This is a genomic window from Psychrobacter sp. NPDC064578 (assembly GCF_044901245.1).
Classification (GTDB): Bacteria; Pseudomonadota; Gammaproteobacteria; order Pseudomonadales; family Moraxellaceae; genus Psychrobacter; species Psychrobacter cibarius_C.
The window spans coordinates 35,511-57,789 of sequence record NZ_JBJDPI010000007.1; the positions used below are offsets into that span (position 1 = coordinate 35,511).

The window sequence follows — 22,279 nt, forward strand, 5'->3', positions numbered from 1 at the left end:
CAAGAGCAGATTATTGCAAGATTATATCAACGCCAAGCATAAGTTGGTCATATAAAACAATAAGATAACGACTCGCAAGTAAAGAAAAAATATTGTCATTATAAAATTGATTCTGTATTGTTAAGAAATGAAATAGAACATTTCTTCTTTCTTACCTGAATTATTCAAACGCACGTCTACCCATACTCTTTTGCCGCCTAGTATTCATGATTAATTATCCTTAAGGATTTATGGGCACAGTATGGCCTTTTATAGTCCTTTAAGTTATAAAAACATCAATATTTAAGTCGGTTAAGTTATAAGAGTAAAATTATAATTTCAGTTTTTTTGCCATTATGTACAGACTACTTTAACTAAGATTACGCATTACCACCTGATTGATTGCCACCAATACCTAGCATTGGCACTCTTCTTCGTGGTCACTATTATCCAAGGACTATCACCATCATGAGTGCCTCCAAAAAAGTTGGCTTTTTTAATCAAGTCAGTACCCAAGTAACCACTATTTTATTTATTGCTTTTGCGGTCGTACTGGCGGTCGTCGTTTATGTTGTTGATAAAGAGGGCTATGAGAAAATCCGCCTCGAATCTGCAAAATTGGTGGCTGAACGTGGCAATACCGCGGTAAATAGTATTTCAGCCGATATCAATCGGGTGATGCGTAGTGCCTTGCTACTACAGCAAAGCGCGCAAACCTTGCCCACAGAAGAGGCTATTTTACAAACCAGTACTGCCAATGCCTTTGATAAGCGTGACTATAACTTACTGGGTAGTGGCGGCATTTGGCCTGAAAAAGGCGCACTTGGGGCAAATACCGCGACCCATCCATTTTTGATGGTTCGTCAAAACGGCGATTATCAAGCGGTGTTGAGCGATCCAAATCCTACCAATCCTTATTATCAAGAAGATTGGTTTAGCGTCTTAAAGTTGCTCAAACCTGAGAGCTGTATTTGGAACCATGTACGTGCCAGCCAAACCAAAGGCGAGCTTGCGATGAGCTGCGGTGTGGCAATCGAGCGTGACAATCAGTTTTGGGGTGCCAGTACGGTTAACTTTACGCTGAATCAGCTACAAGAAAACATCGTTAAGTTAAGCGAAAGCTCAGGCTCAGGCTACATTCTACTCTTGGATAATAGTGACAAGGTGATCGCCTCCTCTAACCCTGAACGCTTAAGCTATATTGATGAGAAAACGGGTACGCCGCTTGATATCAAACAAGTCATCAACTCAGACCCTGCTTGGCAACCCGTGCTTGATTTCTTAGATGTCCAACGTAATGAGATCATCGAACAAGTCGCCGCTAGCGTCTCACCACAAGTTCAGCAGGTACTGACCACGCTTGATAAAGCTGAAACTGGTACGGCAAAAGGTTATTATCTTGTTAACTACGCCGCTTACCTAAATAATGGTGAAAACAAGCAAAACGCCATGGACAGCCGCTTATTACAGAGCTTCGAGCTGGCAAAAGACAGTTACTATAACGGCAGTCAAGCCTATGTCTTTGAGATTCCTGAGACTTATTGGAAGCTGATCGTTGTCCAACCTGATGCTGAAATTAACGCCATTGCCGATAATCTCAGCGAAAACTTGGTTAACTGGATTGCATTAGCACTATTGATTACAGCTGGCGTCATTTACTTCATGCTGACCTTCTTAGCATTCAAACCCTTAAAAGAAACCACTGATAAAATCTCTGAAGCGGAAAACTTAATTAATAATAAGCAATACAATAAGCTGAGCGAGGTTAAATTCGCAGAAGGTCGCAACGAGATTGGACTGGTGAATGGCTCTATTAATGACCTACTAGACCGAATCCAGTCTAACGAAGGTAAGCTTGCCAACATTAACCAACAGCTAGAGATTAAAGTCGAAGAACGTACCGCTGAGCTGCAAGAAACGCTAAAAGAGCTGAAAAACTCGCAGTTGCAATTGATTCGTTCAGAAAAAATGGCAACGTTGGGACAAATGGTGGCAGGCGTTGCTCATGAAGTGAACACACCTTTATCATACGTGCAAAATAACCTTGAAATTATTGGCCAGTTAACTGAGCAATACGAAGAGTTGATTGAATTGGTACAAGGATTAAAAAGCGTTAAAACTGACGCAGCGACTGATGGCAAAATTGACAAGCTATTGGCGGATATTATCCGTGCTTCTGATGAAATACAAGAAGATGACCTATCAGCTGAATTAAAAGAGCTGATTAAAGATTCGTTGTTTGGCGTCGAGCAAATCACTGAGATGGTGCTGAACCTACGCAACTTTGCCCGTCTTGATGAGTCAAAAGTAAAAACCATCGATGTGCGCGAATGTATCGAAGCCTCGCTTAAAATCGCTGGCAACTCCATTAGACATCAAGAAATTGTGACTAATTTTGCGCCCACGCCTGAAGTGAAATGCTCACCGTCGCAAATTAACCAAGTCTTGGTCAATCTACTGAACAATGCCGCGCAAGCTATGGGAGAAAAACCTGATGGCAAAATCGAAGTGCGCACCCGTGCCGATGATCACCATGTTTATATTGATGTCATAGACAACGGTAAAGGTATGAGTCCAGAAGTTCTCAATCAAATCTTTGAGCCGTTCTTTACGACCAAAGGCGCAGGCGAAGGCACTGGTCTTGGTATGGCAATCAGCCAGCAAATTATGGAGCAACATAATGGCGATATCAAAGTCGTATCGACCGAAGGCGTTGGCACCACATTTACGTTAATACTGCCGATTAATAATAACTTAACAGAGCAAAACCTAGTCGCATAAGCGCTTGATCAGCTGCCCTGTTACGTAGAACATATTTAGATATTTAACGACTATTATTCATCATCATAAGGATATCATCATGAATGAATTAGAAAATGACTTAACCACAGTTGAAAGCAGCGCTGAGTCAAAGCCGAAGTTGGCATTTATCGACGATGAACAACGCATTTTACGGTCTATGAAACTGCTGTTTCGTAAAACGCATGACGTGTTTATCACCACCGACCCGGCTGAGTATATTGACTATATCAAGAACAACCATGTACACGTGGCGGTCAGTGACCAGCGGATGCCTGAGCGAGTCGGTGTGGATATCTTACGCGAAGTAAAAGATGTCTCACCGTCCACCATGCGTATTTTATTGACGGGCTATGCCGATTTAAACGCCATTATTGGCTCTATTAACGATGGTGAGATTTATCGTTATTTGACTAAGCCTTGTAAATCTGAAGAGCTGATCACCGTGGTCGGACGCGCTACCGAAATCGCCTTGACCTATAATCCAGACGAAGATGCCGACCAATTCGACAGTTCAGGTAATAAGCAAACGCTGCTTGTGATCGATGAAACCAATGAGTTGATTGAGCAAATACGTAAGCAATTTTCTCACAGTTATAAAGTACTGCACGCTGAGAGTTTAGAAGAAGCGTACGATTATTTGGCGAATGAAGATATCGGTGTTTGTATCACCGATATCAATGTCAGCGGTGAGAATATCGCGCCGATTATCTTTACCTTAAAGCAAGATGCGCCGCATTTGGTGGTTTTGGTACAGACTGAATTTCAAGACGCTGGCTTGCTGATTGATTTGATTAATAAAGGTCAGGTTTATCGCTGCTTGCCGAAACCGATGCGCGCCAGCCTGCTTGAGATTAGCGTCAACCGTGCATTTCAGCATCATGCGAAGCTAAAAGCCAGCCCTGACTTGGTCAAACGCTATGAAGTCGAGCATGACCCTGAAAACGACGTTCGTATTGATTTAAGCAGTCGCGTACGTAGCCTTATTGGCAAATTGCGTAAGCGTTTCTCTTTATAAGTGCATAAAACCAAATAAGCACAAAAGACCACCGTCTCAATAAACAAAACCTCTATTTCAATATTGAAGTAGAGGTTTTTTGCTTTGTACTTTTTGATGGATTTTTTAACGACCTTTTTGACTAAAATCACCAACGTGCTACATTAAGTCGATCATTATTAAAATCATTTTAAAATAACTATTTAATAAGGAATAACCATGCGCGCGGTTTTTTTAGATAAAGGCACTTTTTCTGATGGCATCGACTTGCCAGCCCCAAACGGCATCAGCGACTACCTCACTTATGATGATACCCCAAAAGATGCTGCTGTTATCGTAGAGCGCTGCAAAGACGCTGACATCATTATCACCAATAAAGTGCAAATCAGCGCTGAAGTGATAAGCAAATTGCCCAAGCTCAAGCTCATTCAACTGACCGCTACTGGTATGAACAACGTCGATCAAGACGCTTGTGTTGAGCACCATGTGGCGCTTTATAATGTCGCAGGTTATGCAGTTAAAAGTGTGCCCGAACATACCTTTATGCTCATGCTCAACGCCATGCGCGCGGGTATTTATTATCATCAAAAAGTCGCTGATGGCACATGGCAAGCAAACGGTAATTTTTGCCTACTGGATATTCCGCTGATAGATTTGGAAGATAAAACGCTAGGTATTATTGGGGTCGGTACCATCGGCAAACGCGTGACCGACATTGCACGCGCTTTTGGAATGACAGTATTGTGGGCGGAGCAGCAAGGACGCGCACCGCGCAATGACGACTATACCGCGTTTGACGACGTACTGGCACAGTCTGATGTACTGAGCCTACATTGCCCATTAAACGAGAAAACTCAGCACCTGATTAATGCAGATACTTTAGCAAAAATGGTCAAACAGCCGCTCATCGTCAATGTCGCTCGTGGTGGTATTGTCGATAGCCAAGCACTGACTGATGCCATTAACAATGAGCAAATCATCGGCTACGCCAGCGATGTGTTTGAACAAGAGCCCATCACCGCTGACGACCCTTTATTGACCATTGCCAAGCATCCGCGCGTTATATTTAGCCCGCATAATGCGTGGGGCAGCAAAAGTGCACAAGAAACCTTGTGGCAGATCTTAAGCAAACAAGTTGCTGATTTTATTAATAGCCATTAAAAAACATTGAGCAAACAACTGTAACTAAGCGACCTTAACGACTAAAGCGTAACCAATCATCTTTTATTTTGCGATGTTTGAGCATGATGCGGTCGCTTAGATAGTTGTTTGTCACCCGCCAAGGATATATATCGCCTTGCTTGGGTAGCTCATGTTGAGCGCGCTTGACATATCCTGACGATAGCGCGCCCATCACTGTATCTGTCTGCGTAAGCGCTTTGGCATCTTTAGTCTGTGCTTGTGGCAATACCACTTGATAGCGATGCTGATGCATATAGCCCAGCAGTCGCATCACATACTGACACGCCAAATCGATTTTTAGCGTCCATGAGGCGTTGGTATAGCCAAATAGCGCCACCATATTTGGCAACTCTTCAATCATGACCGCTTTATAAGTCATACGCGAACCAATATCTATCGCCTGCCCGTCAATATATACTTTGGCACCGCCGAGCATTTGTAGCTTTAATCCTGTCGCTGTGACGATGATATCAGCATCGAGAGAGTTACCCGATTCGAGCATAATGCCCGTCTTGGTAAAATGGCTGATTTGATCGGTGACGACGCTGGCGCGTTTGCCATGCAATGCTTTGAATAAATCACTGTCTGGCACCGCACATATCCGCTGGTCCCAAGGATTATAGTCCGGTACAAAATGCGCCACATCGATACCGCTACCCTTTAGCTCTGTTTTGACACCGCGTTTTAATAACGCTTTCATAAGCTTGGGTGCCAATATAGCCGCTCGATAAGTACCTTGCTGAATCAATACATTACGAGTACGCAGCACTGTATAAGCCTGCTCTTTCGACAACGGTGAAAATTTACCTGCTAGCCAATCAAGCGTATAATCATCGCCCGGTACACTTGCCACATACGTGGGAGAACGCTGTAACATAGTGACGTGACGCGCGCATTGCCCACCTTTTTCATCCACCAAAGCTGGCAGCAATGTCATCGCTGTGGCACCGCTACCGATAATGACTACCTTCTTATCGTCATAATCCACATTTTGCCAATGCTGCGGATGAATGATTTCACCTTGAAAATCTGCTTCTTTATTAAAAGAAGGACGATAACCTTGCTCATAATCGTAGTAACCCGTGGCGCCAACGACGAACTTTGCTGTTACCGTAAACACCTCACCGCTGGCATGATTTTTTACCATCGCCGTCCATTGTTGATGGCTACTTGACCAAGACAGCTGCTGCACCTCGTGTTGATAGCGAATATGTTCGCTGATACCACACTCACGCGCCGTATCAGCAATATAGTTTTTAATATCACCGCCTTTTGCCAAAATCCTATGATTTAGCCATGGTCTGAAACTGTAGCCAAACGTCAAGGCATCAGAGTCAGAGCGGATGCCTGGATAGGTGAATAAATCCCATGTACCACCCAAATCTGCTCGTTTTTCTAACACCAAAAATCGCTGTGCACTTTTCTGCTGTTGCTTTGATGATTTGCGTTTCTGCTTACCTGGATTTTTATAACCAAACAGTCCTTTGTGTTTTTGCTGCTGCAATCGGCACGCCATACCAATACCAGCAATTCCTGCACCGATAATCAGTACTTCATAATCCACTGGTGTGTCTGAGAGTGCCAATTGAGGTTTTAAGCGTTTCTTAACTGCCTGTTTGGCTGCCGTCATATCAAGCATAATACGTTCCTTGTTTTTGCATGATGGGTTTAAAAAATTTGGCATAAATCCATTTAAAAAGGGCTTGGACTTTCCCAATCCATCCACGCACCAAGCGTAGGATGCTTGAGACGCAATTGCTGGGCATGCAGATTAAGCCTTGGCGCAATCGCTAAAGCTGTACCTTCTGCATAAATAGGATCGCCAATCATCACATGACCAACATGCACCATATGGACGCGCAGCTGATGACTACGACCGGTGACCGGCTTTAGCATTACGCGCGTGACTGTCTGACCGTTACATTGCTCATGGCTGATGACTTCATATAAAGTTAAGGCATGCTTTGACCAGCTAGGATCGACGATATGACGCGGTTTCGTCTCTGGCTCATAGCGCACTGGTACGGATATCTCACCCGTTGCGCCGACACGCTCCCACTCTCCAAAGACGCGTGCCTGATATTTTTTTTGTGGCAAACGTTCAATGAATTGCTTACTAATATGGGTTTGCGCGGCAGCATTCTTGGCAAAAATGAGCAGCCCTGAGGTATCCATATCCAGACGATGAATCAGCTTGACTGCGGGATTGGCACGCTCAAGTCTCGCCAGCAAACTGACCTTGAGCGTTTTGCCATCGACACTCAACAGACCTACAGGCTTATCAACCACCCAAATATCATCATCTTCGTAGACAGTAATCTGTTGCGCAAATGCTTGAAAAAACTCAAGCGGATAGGCGTTTTCTTGAGCATTGAGGGCGTTGACTTCTTCAGCAGTAAAAGGCATAAAAATGGGCACTTATATAAAGGGGCTTGAATGATTAATGAGCTTGCATATGAAAGCTGTCTTAAGTGGTAGATATTAGAGTATAGATATAGTGTTATAAACCGCATATTCTTGAGCAAAAGACACAGACAGTATTATCAAGTGACAGATAAAACCATGCCTGTGTCGTTATGTGTCGATTTATTGTGCTAATCGTAATTGTTAAACAATTTAACCAGCCTGCACCTGTTAACCCCGAGCAAACATGTTAATATAATGGCACATTTTAACCACTTCTAAACGCTTCTTTGGTCACTCATCATTCTATTATGCAACAAATATATTGGTTGATGGATGGCGATAGAAATAATAAAACAAGAGAGATAAATTATGTCAGACCTTATTTTACATACTACCGATGCCGACTTTGACAAAGACGTATTGCAATCAGACGTGCCAGTATTGGTAGACTTCTGGGCAGCATGGTGTGGTCCTTGTAAAGCAATCGCCCCTATTTTAGAAGATCTAGCCACTGAGTACCAAGGCAAAGTTAAAATTGTCAAAGTTGATGTGGATAGCAACCCACAAGCGGCTAGCCGTTTTGGTATCCGTAATATCCCAACGCTATTTGTCTTTAAAGATGGCGAAAAAGTTGACTCAGTGATGGGTCTACAGCCAAAAGCTGAATTGGCAAAAGTGTTAGACAAGCATCTCTAAGTCGAGACTTGCTCGTTTTGCATAAGCGTTCTAAAGAGACAGCAACACCGTCGAAAAAGTCATTATCTAACGTAGATAGTGGCTTTTTTGCTTGTTTTTTATGCAAAAAACTCAATTAGACGACTTTTTTGGCAAAATTTATTGACAATGCTATTGTGAAGACCGTATAGTCTGCTGACAACAGAAAACTAACGGTTTTCCTAACTGTCTTATCGCTATTCTCCTCGTGTTTATCAACAAAAACACAATCGTCGTTATAAACACCATTGCTGAACGAAATGACTAAACACAATTACTGATATTGAGTTTTTGACGCAGACTCTTATGTAGACTTCTTTATCCTTATTTCTTATTACCTTGCATAAACGATTGCAATTCGTATATAAGCTGACACGTAATATCCAAACTACATAAATCCAGCTCTGTGCACGCACCCTCTATCACCATACTATCGTTGTTTTAATCACTGTCGTGACTTGTGCTGCTAATGGCATCTCTCATCTGATCAATTGCTAATGACCTATCTATGAATCTTACTGAATTAAAGAAAAAATCAATCGCTGAGCTATTGGCTATCGCCAAAGAAATGGGTCTTGATAATATGGCGCGTAGCCGTAAACAAGACATCATCTTTGCTATCCTAAAAACCCATGCGCGGAACGGTGAAGCCATTTATGGTGACGGCGTACTTGAGGTTCTTCCGGATGGTTTTGGCTTTTTGCGCTCATCAGAAGGCTCATACTTAGCCGGTCCTGATGACATTTATGTCAGCCCTAGCCAAATTCGCCGCTTTAGTCTGAAGACGGGTGATAGTATCGCTGGTACGATTCGTCCACCAAAAGATTCTGAACGTTATTTTGCGTTATTGAAAGTTGGCGAAATCAACTTTGATACCCCAGATCGCTCACGTCATAAGCTTATTTTTGAAAACCTGACACCACTATTCCCAACTGAGCATTTAAAACTCGAGCTTGGTAACGGAACCACTGAGGATCTGACGGGTCGTATCATCGACCTAATCGCGCCGATTGGTAAGGGTCAGCGTTCTATCATTGTTGCACCGCCAAAAGCGGGTAAAACGATGCTGCTACAGACCATTGCGCAGTCGATTACTCGTAATAACCCTGAATGCTATCTCATCGTCCTATTGATTGACGAGCGTCCAGAAGAAGTCACCGAAATGGTACGTACGGTACGCGGTGAAGTGGTTGCCTCTACCTTTGATGAGCCGCCACAGCGTCATGTACAAGTCGCTGAAATGGTTATCGAAAAAGCAAAGCGTTTGGTCGAGCACAAACAAGACGTGGTTATTTTACTGGATTCGATTACTCGTCTGGCACGTGCTTATAACACAGTTATTCCGTCGTCAGGTAAAGTGTTAACCGGTGGTCTAGACGCCAATGCGTTAGAGCGCCCAAAACGCTTCTTCGGTGCTGCTCGTAATGTTGAAGAAGGTGGCAGCTTGACCATTATTGCCAGTGCCCTTATCGATACGGGTAGTAAAATGGACAGCGTTATCTTTGAAGAATTCAAAGGTACAGGTAACCAAGAGATTACGCTTGAGCGCGATCTGGCTGAAAAACGTGTCTTCCCTGCGATTAATATCAAAAAATCTGGTACACGCCGCGAAGAGCGTCTGCTTGATGAAGATAAACTGCGCAAGGTTTGGATTTTACGTAAGCTATTACAGCCGATGGATGGCGTACAAGCCACTGAGTTCTTGTTGGATCGCTTAAAAGAAGCCAAAACCAATGATGAATTCTTTGAACAGATGAAGCGTAAATCACAGAACTAATGATAGATCCGTGCTGCTTTGCCATACTCAATATATAAGCCACTTAAGTAGAAAAGACCGCACTCGTGCGGTCTTTTCGTTTTGTATTCATTTTTTATATATTCAGGCATGTCCTGAAGTTAAAAATGGCAATAAAAATGAGAACAGACCTTAATACCTCACTATTAGACGCCAAAAGTACTATCTTCAAAAACAGTTAGCTTACTATCAATATAAATACAATAACCCTAAGCAAAACCCCTACCAACGATACAGTGGAGAAACATCCTTTACAGGCTATTTGCAAAGCTTAGCGCTTTTACTACGCCTAGAAATTATTATATGGGTTAGTATAGGAGCCAGTATAGATATACTCTGCTATCACGTGTTGATAGCAGTATAATTTTCGAGATATTTAACATCCTTGATGTAATCCTTACTAATGCAGACCTTTGTATGTCTTGCGGTAGCACAATAGATTATTCTAAGATACTTGCCCAAATATTTTAATACGGCTTACTACCGGTATTAAAATTAGTGGTAATAAAAATATCGTATTTTGATTTTGATAAACTAACTTGATAACCTAATAGGTGATACTATGAAATTTGCTAAAACTATCGCAATGACTGCTCTTACTAGCTCTGCCCTTATCATGGGTGGCTGTGCAACTAACGGATACAATAGTGGCTTGAGCAATACCGCTAAAGGTGCTGCTGCCGGCGCTGCTGCTGGTGCACTTATTAGAAGTGGCGGCGATAGCAAAGACATCGCTCGTGGCGCACTTGGTGGTGCTGCAGTAGGTGGCGCTGGTGCTTACATTCTTAACAACAGCAGATAATCGCTAAATGATTATTTGGTGCTATTAAGACCGTTTTTAAGCATTTCAACTGTGTGTATTTTAAATCTATTGAATATGTCTAAATTGAATATGTCTAAAACGCTCTAAAATACAAAAAGCCTGCAATCGATATTGCAGGCTTTTTGTTGGATCGCCTTTTTTAGGGGATAGTTACTACGCTAAAATATCATAGCGATACTGACTATAATGCCCCGCTAAAAGTATCACAAGACTGCACGTTGCCACTCTCCAAACCACGAGTGAACCACTGAACACGCTGCTGACTGGTGCCATGAGTGAAATTATCAGGTACGACTGCTCCACCGCTAGCGCGCGCTAAACGATCATCACCGATTTGACCAGCGGCATTGATGGCCTCATCGATATCACCTGCCTCCAAAAACTGTACACGCTCTTGGTTACGTTGTGCCCAAACCCCAGCAAAACAATCAGCTTGCAGTTCTTGTAGTACGGATAGCTTATTGGCTTGTGCACGAGTGACTTGACGGCTGGCCTCATTAACTTGCTGACTGATGCCTAACAAAGTCTGTACGTGGTGACCAACTTCATGCGCAATAACATAAGCTTGTGCAAAATCACCCGCTTTACCTTGATTATCTTGGTCGCCAGAGCCTTGCTTATCACCCGTTATACCGAGATTTTGGCGCATTTCTACAAAGAAAGATTTGTCTAGATAGACAGTCTGATCGCCTGGGCAATAAAATGGGCCCGTCGCGGAGCTAGCACTGCCGCAGGCTGAGCTAACTTGACCATTGAAGAGAATCAATGATGGCTCCTGATAGGTGCTGCCTGCTTCTTTGAATATCTGATGCCAAACTTCTTCAGTATCAGCCAAGACTACTTTGACAAACTGCGTATCTCGATCGTTACTTGTCGCAGGTTCGGTAGAGGCACTGCTATTGCCACCGCCTGCTACTACTTGACCCGTCTGTAAAGCGGTCATTGGATTTACCCCAAATACCAGCCATAAAATGCCAGCAATAATAATACCACCGATACCACCGCCTATCATTTTGCCGCCACCACTGCTGGTGCGCACATTGGAACTGCCGCGTCTACCTTGCCATTTCATTGTTTCATTCCTCAAATATACGATATATATTGCTACTCGTATTGATGATTTTTTATATAGTGTAATTTTGACTCAATTCTTTATTTTTTGATCAAATCCGATTTCTGATACGTAAGTAGTGACAAAGTATTTTTGATAAACGCTACTTTACTAGGCTCTTGATATTGCACTAATCAAGACATTTAATGACTATTAAACCCCTAATAGATACAATAGATGTTTAAAAAGCATAGTAGAAATCAAGACATCGAAAAAGTCATCAAAATAGGTTGATGTCATTGATTATACGTCTATTAATTTGGCTCGTTGTATTAAAAATTATAACGAATAAGTGATGTAAAACACTATTTACAATTTTATTGTTACTTAATTGTACAGCCTATTTCTATTTATATAGAAATCCTATAGAATGCGTGAAAGCTGAGTAGCTGTAACTAAGACTAGTTGAATTCTGAGAAATCTCAGCTTTCAACCTTTTTTGCTGCTACTGATCATTTCATTTTCCCGGAGAAAACCTTATGAACTTAAAATTACTTGCTATAGCTGGTATCATGACTGCAACTATGGGCCTTACTGCCTGTGACAGCAACAAAGAAAACGCTGCTGAAGATTTATCTGACGCACAAGAAGAAGTGCAAGATGCATCAGAAGAGCTAAACGAAGCTGCTGCTGAAGGCGAAGTAACTGCTGATGCTGACGCTGCTGTTGCTGAAGCTGAAGCTGACATCGCTGATGCTCAAGTTGCTACTGCTACTGACGAAATCGATGCTGAAGTACCTGTAGACGGTACTACTACTAGCGTTGACGTAGCTAGCGAAACTCCAGCTGTAGACGCAGCTGACGAAGTTGTAGTTATTGAAGAACCAGCTCAGTAATTTTATCGTTTATATGATAGAAATACTGTAGTAAAAAAAAGAGAGCCTAAGCTCTCTTTTTTTGTGCGTGTCATTTACGTCATTTACCATTGTTCGTGGTTATTCATAGCTAAACATGATAGTTAATGTCTCTGATCAAATGTAGATCAACCATCTCACATTAATAATAAAGCGTAACTTTAACAACCATCATGAAGTCATGATATATTTATATGTTCAGTTTTATACGATTGACAGTTACTGCTACTCGTCAAATAGACGCTCATCAACTTGTTGACGGAATTTTTGCCCTGTTTTGAAAGTCACTACACGGCGTGCTGATACGGCGACTGGCTCCCCTGTCTTAGGGTTGCGACCTGGACGGCTATTTTTATCTTTAAGCTCGAAGTTGCCAAAGCCTGAAAGCTTGACCTCTTTGCCATCAATTAAACTCTCTGACAATTCATCAAAGAAATTCTCTACCAAACAGCGGCCTTCTTGGCGTGTTAGGTCAAGATGACTCATCAAATGCTCAATCATGTCAGATTTGGTTAAGGTGCTCACAGTACGACTCCTATGCTATGTCGTGATGTCGAATATCATGGTTTAGCGGTATGAGGGTTAATGCTAGCTATTATAAAGGTTTTCTAACCTCTTTTTAACAAAGACTGCTTTAAAATCCTTTATTAATAACCACTTAACTATTTTTATGAAAAAAATTTATAAAATTATAATTCTTATAAATAGCAATGCCCTATAGCCTCTTTAAGAATGAGGCTACAGAGCATGTCTATGATAAGAGTTATGTGTTAGCTGTCACGCAACTTTGCAGCATGTTGCTCAGTTAGTGCTTGTACCACTTTGTCAGTCGCGGTTTTGATGGCGTCATCAGATAGCGTTTGTGCATTGTCTTGCCATATTAGCGCAAAAGCTAATGAGCGCTGACCAGCTGGCACTTTGTCGCCTTGATACACATCAAACAGCCACAGATCAGCCAATAGCTCACCAGCTGCCGCGCGTATCGTCGACTCTAATGTCTGTAAGCTGATCTCACTGTCTACTAAAATGGCAATATCACGGCGTACTTGTGGAAATTTGCTTGGGGTGGTGATGGTATGCTGCTCACGGGCAAGGGTCAGTAATGGCGCAAGTGATAATTGAGCAACCCACGTAGCTGGCAAATCTAACTGCTTAGCCGTGTTAGGATGCAACTGACCCAACCAACCGACATATTCATCATCAATATAGAGCTTAGCACTTTGACCCGGATGCAAGAAAGCAAGCTCACTGCGCTCATAGCGAATACGGGCGCTATCCATTTGTGCAGGTAATAACTGCTCAATATCATGCTTAAGATCATAAAAGTCTAACGCACGGTTTTGATACGCTTGCTCGTCCCAGACATCGCCAACTGCTACTAACGCAATACTTGGTGTCTGCACCAACTCACTAATACTTTGACCAACAAAACTAAGCCCTGTTTCAAAGAAACGAACGCGTGGCTGCTGACGATTGAGATTATATTGCACGCAAGGCAATAAGCTTGATAGCAAAGTACGGCGCATCACGGCTAAGTCACTAGAAATAGGATTGGCCAGTGCCAGTACTTCTCCTAGGGCTTTGTCATCGAGCAAGGCTTCTATTTTTGCGTCACTAAAGCTAAAGCTAATCGCCTCCATATAGCCATTATCGACCAGCGCCAGCTTCATCTCGTGTGTCAAGTCTGCGGTATCGTCATAATCCATGCTGACTTGCAAATGCGGCAACACGCTTGGAATATTGTCATAGCCATAGATACGCGCAATTTCTTCGATGAGGTCTTCTTTAATACTCATGTCAAAGCGATAAGAAGGTGGCGTGCAAATCAGGCTATCGGCTTGCTGCACTACCTCAAAGCCCAATTGGGTTAAGATACGAACCATGACTGCTGGCTCAATCTCAATACCGATGACATCACGAACTTTAGCAATTGGTAAAGTAATCAGTGCGCAAGCTGGTAAATGCTCACTGCTTTCTGCTTTTACTATTTGTCCGGCTTGCCCACCAGTAACGCTAGTAATCAAATCAACAGCGCGTGCCAGTGCTAGCTCTGGTAACTCAAAGTCTACCCCACGCTCAAAACGTTGTGAGGCATCGGTATGTAACCCAAAACGGCGTGCGCGCGCGGCAATAGCTAGCTGACCAAAGAAAGCGCTTTCTACAACAATATTGGTTGTGCTATCAGTCACACTACTACGCTGACCGCCCATGATTCCAGCAAGTGCAAGTGCGCCTTTATCATCAGCGATGAGCAATTCATCACCGGTTAAGGTAATGGTTTGTTCATTCAATAAAGTAATCGTTTCTTCAGGCTGTGCCAAACGCACAACGATATCGCCCTCGATAGTATCGGCATCAAAAGCATGTAGCGGCTGACCCAATTCCATCAATACATAGTTGGTCACATCAACCAAAAAGTTGTGCGAGCGTAGTCCTGACTGCACTAGTGCATCTTGCATCCACTTTGGTGTATCGATGCTACGATCAATGTTGCTAATTGACTGTAATAGATAGCGTGGGCACGCTTCAACTGCACTGACTGTTACGGTTGGTGTTGCTTCATTATGAGTAGAGACAATATTTTCAGAGATATTTGGCATTTGCATCGGCAAATCGTTAATGACTGATATCTCGCGCGCAATACCGCGTACGCTAAAGCAATCACCACGGTTTGGCGTGATAGAGATATCTAGGATTTGATTGTCTAAGCCTAGATATTCACGGATATCCATACCAATTGGTGCATCTGCTGGCAATTCGAGCAGACCATCAATGTCATCGACTAAATCAATTTCAGAAGCGCCGCACAACATACCGTTGGAGGCAACACCACGTAGATTGCCATTTTTAATTGTGAAGCCTTTCTTGTCATCGCTTGGCAATACGGCACCAACGGTAGCAACGGGTGCTTTCATACCAACAGTCACATTGGGTGCGCCGCAGACGATTTGTAACGGTTCAGCTGCACCAATATTAACCTGCGTAACGCGCAGTTTATCGGCATCTGGATGCTGCTCGACGCTGATGACTTCACCGACGACCACACCACTGAAGGCACGGGCAACCGCATAGCGATCATCAATCTCAAGTCCTGCCATCGTGAGTTGTTCGGCCAATTGCTCACTAGTATTGTTGGGGTTTACCCATTGACGTAGCCACTGTTCGCTAATTTTCATAAATATCTCAGATCAGAATTTTATAATAAAGGTTTTGGAGTAAAGGTAGAGGTATTATTAAATAATAAAATCTAGCCAAACTGCTTTAAAAAGCGTACGTCATTTTGGAAAAATAAACGCAAATCATCGATGCCGTAATATAACATCGCGAAGCGCTCAATCCCCATTCCAAAAGCAAAGCCAGTATATTTTTCGGCATCAATACCGCAGTTGGTCAGCACTTGTGGGTGTACCATACCGCAGCCCATGACCTCAAGCCATTTACCATTGTCATCGAGGATATCCACTTCAGCTGACGGCTCGGTAAATGGGAAAAATGACGGACGGAAACGTACAGTCAATTCTTTGGCAAAAAATGCCTCCAAGAACTCACTAATCAAGCCTTTTAACTCAGCAAAAGTGCTCGACTCAGTAACCATTAAACCTTCTAGCTGATGGAACATCGGCGAATGCGTTTGATCCGAGTCATTGCGATAAACGCGACCTGGGCAAATAATGCGAATAGGCGGTTCATTCTTTTCCATAGTACGAATCTGTACTGGGCTGGTATGCGTACGTAGTAAATAGTGCGCATCAAAATAGAAGGTATCGTGCATCGCGCGTGCTGGATGATGCGACGGAATATTAAGCGCCTCAAAGTTATAGTAATCACTCTCGACTTCAGGACCAGTAGCAACGTTGAAACCTGCTTGTATAAAATACTGCTGCATACGCTGGGTAATCATGGTCACTGGATGCAAATGACCTTTTTGACCACCGCGAGCAGGCAAGGTGATATCAATGCTCTCGCTTGCAAGCTTGGCATTTAGTGCCGCCACTTCTAGCTGCTGCTGCTGCGCTGTCAACGCATCTTGAATACGGCTACGGACTTGATGTAACCAGCCGCCGTAGGTTTTTTTATCGTCGCTGCTGAGTTTACCCATCTGCTTTGACCAGCCAGTTAATGGGCTCTTTTTACCGGTCAATTGCACACGCAAATCTTGCAACGCACGCACATCGTTTACTTGTAGAACCAAGGCTTCAGCGGCACTGGCCAACTCATTTAGCTGAGCTTCATTAAGCTCGCTTAGCTCTGTGGACAAGGTCGGTAGCGCCGACAAATCGGTGGTAGCAGCAGGGGTAGTCATAAGATGCATTCTTCCTGATTTAAACGGACTATTAATAATAGTGATTGGTAATTGTAGGGATTTGACCAAATATTGCAAACCATTTACCCAGTCATTCAAAAATAATACCAGTGATATGAATGGCTTGAATATTTAGACGATAATAAAAGCTATCTCAACAAAGCATATTTAGCGCTGGTGCTAAAACAAGGCTGTGACATGAAGTATTAAGATAATGTGATATAAAAAAAGCCACCGACCAGCGGTAGCTTTTATTAATATCATACTATTAATCAATATTATCCCTGTCCATATAGATAACTACTTGTAAATTCTGACTAAACAAGCAGCAACCCTAAAGGAAGGTTAATATTTATGCTAATGCCGCTTTTGCTTTTTCAACCAACGCTGTGAAAGTCGCTGCATCATGCATAGCGATGTCAGCAAGTACGCGACGATCGACAGTGATGTTAGCCAATTTCATGCCATTGATAAAGCGGCTGTAGCTTAAACCGTTTAAGCGTGCACCAGCATTGATACGTGCAATCCAAAGACGACGGAAGGTACGTTTTTTGTTGCGACGGTCACGATAAGCATATTGACCAGCTTTGGTCACTGCCTGTACCGCTACGCGGTAAACACGTGAACGGGCACCGTAGTAGCCTTTTGCGCGTTTTAGGATTTTTTTGTGACGACGATTCGCCTGTACACCACGTTTTACACGGGCCATAAATTACTCCAAGATTTCTTTAATCATTATTAAACGAATCACGATGTCATCGAATAGTAGACATCGCTATCAGATTGCAAAGTCAGATATTTTTAATCCAGTCGCTATAAATTAAACAGCGCTTAATTAAAGCTAAATGACGATAGCCTACTAGATGTATGGGCACATGCGACGAACTGCTGCTTCGTCAGACTTGTCCACCATCTTTAGACCGCGCAACTGGCGAATACGCTTAGCTGATTTCTTGGTCAAGATATGGCTTTTGTTTGCTTGCTTACGCTTGAAGCCGTTCGCTGTTTTTTTGAAGCGTTTAGCTGCACCGCTTCTGGTTTTCATCTTAACTTTCATGATGATTTGCCTCTTTGTCTTTGATAGAACCTGGTCGTCAAATAGTTAATAACGAATAGTGGCTGTAAAAACACCCACTAAACCTCTATTTGCCTCGAGGTGGGAGGCGGTATTTTAGCAGATAATCCACTGTTTTGCCAAGGAAACTTTTACGCCTCGCCTAGGGCGTGTCCTCAATCTGAACGAAAGCAAATAAATGGACTGAAAACGGTTAAATTTTGCCAAGATAAGTCAAATAGCTGATTCATATCTCGATATTATTTGCGCTATTTTCGCTTTTTGACGGCAATTTATCTCATTCTTATCATCATTTTTAAAATGAGGACACGCCCTAGTACGCATGACAGTGGATAATGGGTATGAGCCCATTTATAAAGATTTTAGTCAAAACACTCATAAAACTGCGGATTTACCGCCAAATAGATTGAATGTCAGCTTAAGCTGTGCTTAAGTAGAGACTGAACCTTAGTATAAGCTGAGCGTTAATAATACAAAGTTATTTACCACACTTATCGAGCGTCTACCGTACGATGATGACGCTACCAACCTACACCATGATTAGCAGCACTCATAGCCTGCAATCAATCTAGGAGATAACGTGTCAAAACAAGAATTAGACTTTGATAACGACATATTTGTCTTTGAAACAGTGATGCGTGTGCGTCATATTGAGCTTGATATGGCTCAGTACCTGACGCTCGAATCATTGACGGCATTGCTATGTGAAGCGCGGCAAAGATTTTTTTACTCTAAAGGTATTAAAGAGATCGATGCAGATTATCACGGTTTAATTATCGATGAGTTACAACTAATTATTGTCAGTCGCATACGGGCGCGTGAAGAGCTATTATTTGAAGTAGGCGTTGAGCCGTTATACAATAATGGTGGCACTATAGTGATAAAAATTACCCGTATGCATACTGGAGAAACAGTAGCCAAGGCGCGGCAGCATTTTGTCAATTATGACTTTCGACTCAATAAATCCATTGCGCTTGATAAAATTATGAAAGAAGCGCTGTACCCACATCTCTACAGAATTTGATATTGAGGACATGCCCTAACGCCAACCGCTTTTTTATTCAGACCATAGATAGAATCAGTTACGATTCATTTATTCCCCTTTGATTTCTATATAAACAAGAAGACAGATATATTATGACTTTACCTGCTTGGCTGGCTGCCATAAAATTTAATGATGATGGTTTGATTCCTGCAATTGCTCAAGATCATAAGTCTGGGCGTATTTTGATGATGGCTTGGATGAATGCCGAAGCACTACAGTTAACCGCGCAAACGCAGACAGCGGTTTATTTTTCGCGCTCACGTGCCAAATTGTGGCATAAGGGCGAGTCATCGGGTCATACTCAGACCGTACATGATATTCGCTTGGACTGTGATGCAGACGTGATTGTACTTAGTGTCACTCAGGCTGGCGGTATCGCTTGCCATACTGGTCGCGAGTCTTGCTTCTATCAACGTTTAGATTTGTCGGGCCAAACGCCGGAATGGCAAACCGTCGATAAGGTATTAAAAGACCCTGCTGATATTTATCATTCAAGCGATGCAGAAAAAGCCACTCCTGAAACTAACGAGACGCAGGCTCACGATGTAATCCCTTCAGATGCCAAGCACAGTCACCATGACAACGAAACTACCAATCGCTCTATTTTGCAACAGCTTGACGGTGTATTGGCAGAGCGTAAACAAGCGGATGCTGATAGCTCGTACGTGGCAAGCTTATACGCAAAGGGTTTAAATAAAATTTTAGAGAAAGTTGGCGAAGAAAGTACTGAAAGTATCATTGCCGCCAAAGATTTTGCCAATTGCGACGAAAATAGCAATAAAGCGCAATATGATGACGCTCGTCACGAGCTCATCTATGAGGTGGCCGATGTCTGGTTTCATACATTGGTTGGACTGGCGTGGTTCGATATTGAGTCGGATGCGGTATTAAACGAGCTAGGTCGACGTTTTGGTCTATCAGGTATCGATGAAAAGGCGGCGCGATAGTTTCTATAAGCTTGGCCATTGCCCTGTTTGATTATTGTTGATTTCACCTTTTTGTCACAAGTGCAGGTTATAATATAGCTCTGTTTTACTCCGCATTGTATACCGAGGCTGTGTATTGAGTATAACGATATTCAATACACCCAAAGTAGGCATACAAAGACTGAAAACCAAGACACAAGGATACCTTTATGGGTAGTTTTTCTATTACGCATTGGCTGATTTTATTGGTGGTAGTGGTGGTCGTATTTGGCACCTCAAAGCTTAGAAATGCTGGCAAAGATTTGGGCGGCGCAGTCAAAGGCTTCAAAGAAGCGGTCAAAGATGAAAATACTGAGCATGCTAAAAAGCATGTGGTGCTCGATCATGATGGCAATGCACACACTGAAGAGCGCCCAACAACCACCAAGGTTGATGACACGCATAATGTATAGCCTCTAGACAGTGACCTTTTAGACAGTGACATCGGAACATTATGTTTGATATCGGCTTTTCTGAACTACTCCTCTTTGGTGTTATCGCCCTAATCGTCTTGGGCCCAGAAAAACTGCCACAGGCAGCGCGTACCGCTGGGCAATGGTATGCCAAAATTCGCCGCACGGTATCCACCCTGCAATCTGAAATCGAAGCTGAGCTTGATTTGGCAGAGACCCGCCAGCTTATGCAAAAAGAGCTGGCCAAAATTCGCCAGACTGAAGCAGATATGAGGCGTGAGATGGCGGAGATGCGCGGCAGTATGCAAGATTTTGAATCCTCGCAAAACCAGCATTTAAAAGCATCGCGTGATCCAGGCGATGACAATACGCCTAGTCAAAGTAGTCAAGCCAGTAGTGAGAATGATGATAATCGACCAGTGCAGCCAAAAGCGTTTGACTACGCCTATGACAGTAATAGACAGGCTGAGAAACCAGAAAGCCCTGAGCAGTCATCGGCACAAGGCGATAATGATAGTCTAAAAACTGACTGTAGTGATAACGCCAATCCAGTGTCTCAAACCATCACAACTAGACCGTGGGAAAATATGTGGTTTCGTCTTGGTGCTTATGATAAAGCGCGTCGTTTGCCGCAACCGCCCTACTTACCACATTATAAAGCCGATATCTTACTAAACAGCCATATAGACAGTCCTTTACCTAAACAGGCTTCTGTTCATGAGCAGGAGAGTCATTAGTGGGCTTATTTAAACGTAAAAAAAGCCGTCAAGAAAAAGTCGCGGATTCAGATATCGAGACCTCAACAGCTACCATTGATGGTAATGTCGATAGCAATACTGAGGACTCTGGCGATATCTTAAGCTCACTTGGCGATATGCCGATTACTGAGCATTTGATTGAGCTGCGTAGACATCTCATAAAGATATGCGTCGCGGTACTGGTAATATTTTTAGCCTTGGTCGGATTTTCACGCGAGCTCTATGATTTTTTGTCCAACCCATTGGTTGCCCAGTTGCCTGCCAACGCAACGATGATCGCGACGGATATCACCTCTAACTTTATGGCACCGATACGCCTGACTGTTTTTGTCGCAGCATTCTTTGCAATGCCCTACATTTTGTATCAAATCTGGTCGTTTGTCGCACCCGGTTTATATAAAAAAGAGAAAAAAATCGCCATTCCCGTTTTGATGTCCTCTATATTTTTATTTTATGCGGGTGTGGCTTTCTCTTATTTTATTGTCCTTAAAGGCGTTCTCAAATTCTTTATTATGTTCGCGCCGCAGAACGTATTGCCAATGACCGATATCGATAGTTATTTAAGTTTTGCACTCAAACTCTTTATGGTATTTGGTTTAACCTTTGAGATTCCAGTCGTCACCTTGCTATTGATATTGACGGGCGTCGTCTCCATTCAGAGCCTAGAAGATAAACGCCGTTATATTATTGTCGGCTGTTTCGCCGTTGCTGCGGTTGTTACACCGCCTGATGGGGTGTCGATGTTGATGCTCGCCATTCCGATGTGGTTGTTGTTTGAGCTAGGATTATTTTTAGCGAAAATTTTAATTAAAGAAGAACACAGTCCTGCTTTAGCAAGCGATACAGGGTTAAATAAAGAATAACATCACTTGTCAGACACTTATTTCAAAAACAGCCAACGCGCTAATCTGTTACTATAACCTGCTTATTTCCACCTTTATTTTCTATGAGTTTTTGTATTATTGTCATGTGCGCTTGCAAGTATTTTGCAAGTGCACATGACGAGTCAGCCATTGTCTATGCAGTGGCTTTTTTTACCCCCGTCATTTTTGATCCGTTT

General features: G+C 42.9%; 20 protein-coding genes. 12 read left to right on the plus strand and 8 right to left on the minus strand.

Annotated elements, in window-relative coordinates:
* The first annotated feature begins 447 nt into the window (after window positions 1-447).
* The 3 genes from ACI2JM_RS09435 (at window position 448) to ACI2JM_RS09445 (ending at window position 4,936) form a co-directional block, all read left to right on the plus strand.
* Window positions 448-2,760, plus strand: a complete 2,313-nt coding sequence (locus ACI2JM_RS09435) for an ATP-binding protein (RefSeq protein WP_404643781.1) — start codon at window positions 448-450, stop codon at window positions 2,758-2,760.
* Between the two features lie 79 nt (window positions 2,761-2,839).
* On the plus strand, window positions 2,840-3,796 hold the full coding sequence (locus ACI2JM_RS09440) for a response regulator (RefSeq protein WP_404643783.1): 957 nt from the start codon (window positions 2,840-2,842) through the stop codon (window positions 3,794-3,796).
* Window positions 3,797-3,994: 198 nt separating this feature from the next.
* The gene (locus ACI2JM_RS09445) at window positions 3,995-4,936 is read left to right on the plus strand and encodes a D-2-hydroxyacid dehydrogenase (protein WP_404643785.1); all 942 of its coding nucleotides are present in this window, start codon (window positions 3,995-3,997) and stop codon (window positions 4,934-4,936) included.
* 34 nt (window positions 4,937-4,970) lie between these two features.
* On the opposite strand, the gene ACI2JM_RS09450 is transcribed toward ACI2JM_RS09445, so the two are convergent.
* Both ACI2JM_RS09450 and ACI2JM_RS09455 read right to left on the minus strand, forming a co-directional pair.
* On the minus strand, window positions 4,971-6,596 hold the full coding sequence (locus ACI2JM_RS09450) for a flavin-containing monooxygenase (protein ID WP_404643787.1): 1,626 nt from the start codon (window positions 6,594-6,596) through the stop codon (window positions 4,971-4,973).
* 53 nt (window positions 6,597-6,649) lie between these two features.
* The gene (locus ACI2JM_RS09455) at window positions 6,650-7,363 is read right to left on the minus strand and encodes an RluA family pseudouridine synthase (protein WP_193007340.1); all 714 of its coding nucleotides are present in this window, start codon (window positions 7,361-7,363) and stop codon (window positions 6,650-6,652) included.
* A gap of 369 nt (window positions 7,364-7,732) precedes the next feature.
* Here ACI2JM_RS09455 and trxA point away from each other — a divergent pair, with 369 nt between their 5' ends.
* From trxA to ACI2JM_RS09470, 3 genes are all read left to right on the plus strand, one after another.
* Complete coding sequence (gene trxA, locus ACI2JM_RS09460) at window positions 7,733-8,059, plus strand: thioredoxin (RefSeq protein WP_060491956.1); 327 nt, start codon at window positions 7,733-7,735, stop codon at window positions 8,057-8,059.
* A gap of 526 nt (window positions 8,060-8,585) precedes the next feature.
* Window positions 8,586-9,854 carry a transcription termination factor Rho gene (gene rho / locus ACI2JM_RS09465; RefSeq protein ID WP_055125334.1) on the plus strand — a complete coding sequence of 423 codons (1,269 nt, stop codon included), beginning with the start codon at window positions 8,586-8,588 and terminating at the stop codon, window positions 9,852-9,854.
* 580 nt (window positions 9,855-10,434) lie between these two features.
* Entirely contained in the window at window positions 10,435-10,674 is a 240-nt protein-coding gene (locus ACI2JM_RS09470) for a hypothetical protein (protein WP_055125335.1), read from the plus strand.
* 202 nt (window positions 10,675-10,876) lie between these two features.
* Here ACI2JM_RS09470 and ACI2JM_RS09475 read toward each other — a convergent pair whose 3' ends face one another.
* A complete protein-coding gene (locus tag ACI2JM_RS09475) occupies window positions 10,877-11,767 on the minus strand; it encodes a neutral zinc metallopeptidase (protein ID WP_045445932.1) in 891 nt (296 codons plus the stop codon).
* Between the two features lie 518 nt (window positions 11,768-12,285).
* Here ACI2JM_RS09475 and ACI2JM_RS09480 point away from each other — a divergent pair.
* Window positions 12,286-12,642, plus strand: a complete 357-nt coding sequence (locus ACI2JM_RS09480; protein ID WP_404643790.1) for a hypothetical protein — start codon at window positions 12,286-12,288, stop codon at window positions 12,640-12,642.
* A gap of 243 nt (window positions 12,643-12,885) precedes the next feature.
* Here the strand turns inward: ACI2JM_RS09480 and ACI2JM_RS09485 are convergent, their stop codons facing one another.
* The 5 genes from ACI2JM_RS09485 to rpmI all read right to left on the minus strand — a co-directional run bounded on the left by ACI2JM_RS09485 (window position 12,886) and on the right by rpmI (window position 18,020).
* Complete coding sequence (locus tag ACI2JM_RS09485; RefSeq protein WP_045445928.1) at window positions 12,886-13,185, minus strand: integration host factor subunit alpha; 300 nt, start codon at window positions 13,183-13,185, stop codon at window positions 12,886-12,888.
* 245 nt (window positions 13,186-13,430) lie between these two features.
* On the minus strand, window positions 13,431-15,836 hold the full coding sequence (gene pheT / locus ACI2JM_RS09490; protein ID WP_404643792.1) for a phenylalanine--tRNA ligase subunit beta: 2,406 nt from the start codon (window positions 15,834-15,836) through the stop codon (window positions 13,431-13,433).
* A gap of 71 nt (window positions 15,837-15,907) precedes the next feature.
* Window positions 15,908-16,963 carry a phenylalanine--tRNA ligase subunit alpha gene (pheS, locus tag ACI2JM_RS09495; RefSeq protein WP_201614997.1) on the minus strand — a complete coding sequence of 352 codons (1,056 nt, stop codon included), beginning with the start codon at window positions 16,961-16,963 and terminating at the stop codon, window positions 15,908-15,910.
* Between the two features lie 352 nt (window positions 16,964-17,315).
* Window positions 17,316-17,672: a 50S ribosomal protein L20 gene (rplT, locus tag ACI2JM_RS09500; protein ID WP_025651520.1), complete on the minus strand. Its 357-nt coding sequence runs from the start codon at window positions 17,670-17,672 to the stop codon at window positions 17,316-17,318.
* Between the two features lie 150 nt (window positions 17,673-17,822).
* Window positions 17,823-18,020, minus strand: a complete 198-nt coding sequence (rpmI, locus tag ACI2JM_RS09505) for a 50S ribosomal protein L35 (RefSeq protein WP_010197866.1) — start codon at window positions 18,018-18,020, stop codon at window positions 17,823-17,825.
* Window positions 18,021-18,618: 598 nt separating this feature from the next.
* Between rpmI and ACI2JM_RS09510 the strand changes: the two genes are divergently transcribed.
* From ACI2JM_RS09510 to tatC, 5 genes are all read left to right on the plus strand, one after another.
* On the plus strand, window positions 18,619-19,062 hold the full coding sequence (locus ACI2JM_RS09510) for a thioesterase (protein WP_270896915.1): 444 nt from the start codon (window positions 18,619-18,621) through the stop codon (window positions 19,060-19,062).
* Window positions 19,063-19,175: 113 nt separating this feature from the next.
* Entirely contained in the window at window positions 19,176-20,030 is an 855-nt protein-coding gene (gene hisIE, locus ACI2JM_RS09515) for a bifunctional phosphoribosyl-AMP cyclohydrolase/phosphoribosyl-ATP diphosphatase HisIE (protein WP_296241193.1), read from the plus strand.
* 188 nt (window positions 20,031-20,218) lie between these two features.
* Complete coding sequence (tatA, locus tag ACI2JM_RS09520; protein ID WP_045445916.1) at window positions 20,219-20,461, plus strand: Sec-independent protein translocase subunit TatA; 243 nt, start codon at window positions 20,219-20,221, stop codon at window positions 20,459-20,461.
* Window positions 20,462-20,502: 41 nt separating this feature from the next.
* A complete protein-coding gene (gene tatB / locus ACI2JM_RS09525) occupies window positions 20,503-21,198 on the plus strand; it encodes a Sec-independent protein translocase protein TatB (RefSeq protein WP_404643796.1) in 696 nt (231 codons plus the stop codon).
* Window positions 21,198-22,082, plus strand: coding sequence for a twin-arginine translocase subunit TatC (gene tatC, locus ACI2JM_RS09530; RefSeq protein ID WP_404643798.1), 885 nt, complete (start codon window positions 21,198-21,200; stop codon window positions 22,080-22,082). The genes tatB and tatC overlap by 1 nt, the downstream gene beginning before the upstream one ends.
* The last annotated feature ends 197 nt before the right edge of the window (window positions 22,083-22,279 follow it).

What these genes read in the sequence shown, in the direction of transcription:
- pheT (WP_404643792.1), bottom strand. Translation starts at nt 15,836, where the DNA reads ATGAAAATTAGCGAACAGTGGCTACGTCAATGGGTAAACCCCAACAAT.
- ACI2JM_RS09470 (WP_055125335.1), top strand. Translation starts at nt 10,435, where the DNA reads ATGAAATTTGCTAAAACTATCGCAATGACTGCTCTTACTAGCTCTGCC.
- trxA (WP_060491956.1), top strand. Translation starts at nt 7,733, where the DNA reads ATGTCAGACCTTATTTTACATACTACCGATGCCGACTTTGACAAAGAC.
- ACI2JM_RS09440 (WP_404643783.1), top strand. Translation starts at nt 2,840, where the DNA reads ATGAATGAATTAGAAAATGACTTAACCACAGTTGAAAGCAGCGCTGAG.
- hisIE (WP_296241193.1), top strand. Translation starts at nt 19,176, where the DNA reads ATGACTTTACCTGCTTGGCTGGCTGCCATAAAATTTAATGATGATGGT.
- ACI2JM_RS09435 (WP_404643781.1), top strand. Translation starts at nt 448, where the DNA reads ATGAGTGCCTCCAAAAAAGTTGGCTTTTTTAATCAAGTCAGTACCCAA.
- tatB (WP_404643796.1), top strand. Translation starts at nt 20,503, where the DNA reads ATGTTTGATATCGGCTTTTCTGAACTACTCCTCTTTGGTGTTATCGCC.
- ACI2JM_RS09480 (WP_404643790.1), top strand. Translation starts at nt 12,286, where the DNA reads ATGAACTTAAAATTACTTGCTATAGCTGGTATCATGACTGCAACTATG.
- pheS (WP_201614997.1), bottom strand. Translation starts at nt 16,963, where the DNA reads ATGACTACCCCTGCTGCTACCACCGATTTGTCGGCGCTACCGACCTTG.
- tatA (WP_045445916.1), top strand. Translation starts at nt 20,219, where the DNA reads ATGGGTAGTTTTTCTATTACGCATTGGCTGATTTTATTGGTGGTAGTG.
- ACI2JM_RS09455 (WP_193007340.1), bottom strand. Translation starts at nt 7,363, where the DNA reads ATGCCTTTTACTGCTGAAGAAGTCAACGCCCTCAATGCTCAAGAAAAC.
- ACI2JM_RS09450 (WP_404643787.1), bottom strand. Translation starts at nt 6,596, where the DNA reads ATGCTTGATATGACGGCAGCCAAACAGGCAGTTAAGAAACGCTTAAAA.
- ACI2JM_RS09475 (WP_045445932.1), bottom strand. Translation starts at nt 11,767, where the DNA reads ATGAAATGGCAAGGTAGACGCGGCAGTTCCAATGTGCGCACCAGCAGT.
- rpmI (WP_010197866.1), bottom strand. Translation starts at nt 18,020, where the DNA reads ATGAAAGTTAAGATGAAAACCAGAAGCGGTGCAGCTAAACGCTTCAAA.
- rho (WP_055125334.1), top strand. Translation starts at nt 8,586, where the DNA reads ATGAATCTTACTGAATTAAAGAAAAAATCAATCGCTGAGCTATTGGCT.
- rplT (WP_025651520.1), bottom strand. Translation starts at nt 17,672, where the DNA reads ATGGCCCGTGTAAAACGTGGTGTACAGGCGAATCGTCGTCACAAAAAA.
- ACI2JM_RS09445 (WP_404643785.1), top strand. Translation starts at nt 3,995, where the DNA reads ATGCGCGCGGTTTTTTTAGATAAAGGCACTTTTTCTGATGGCATCGAC.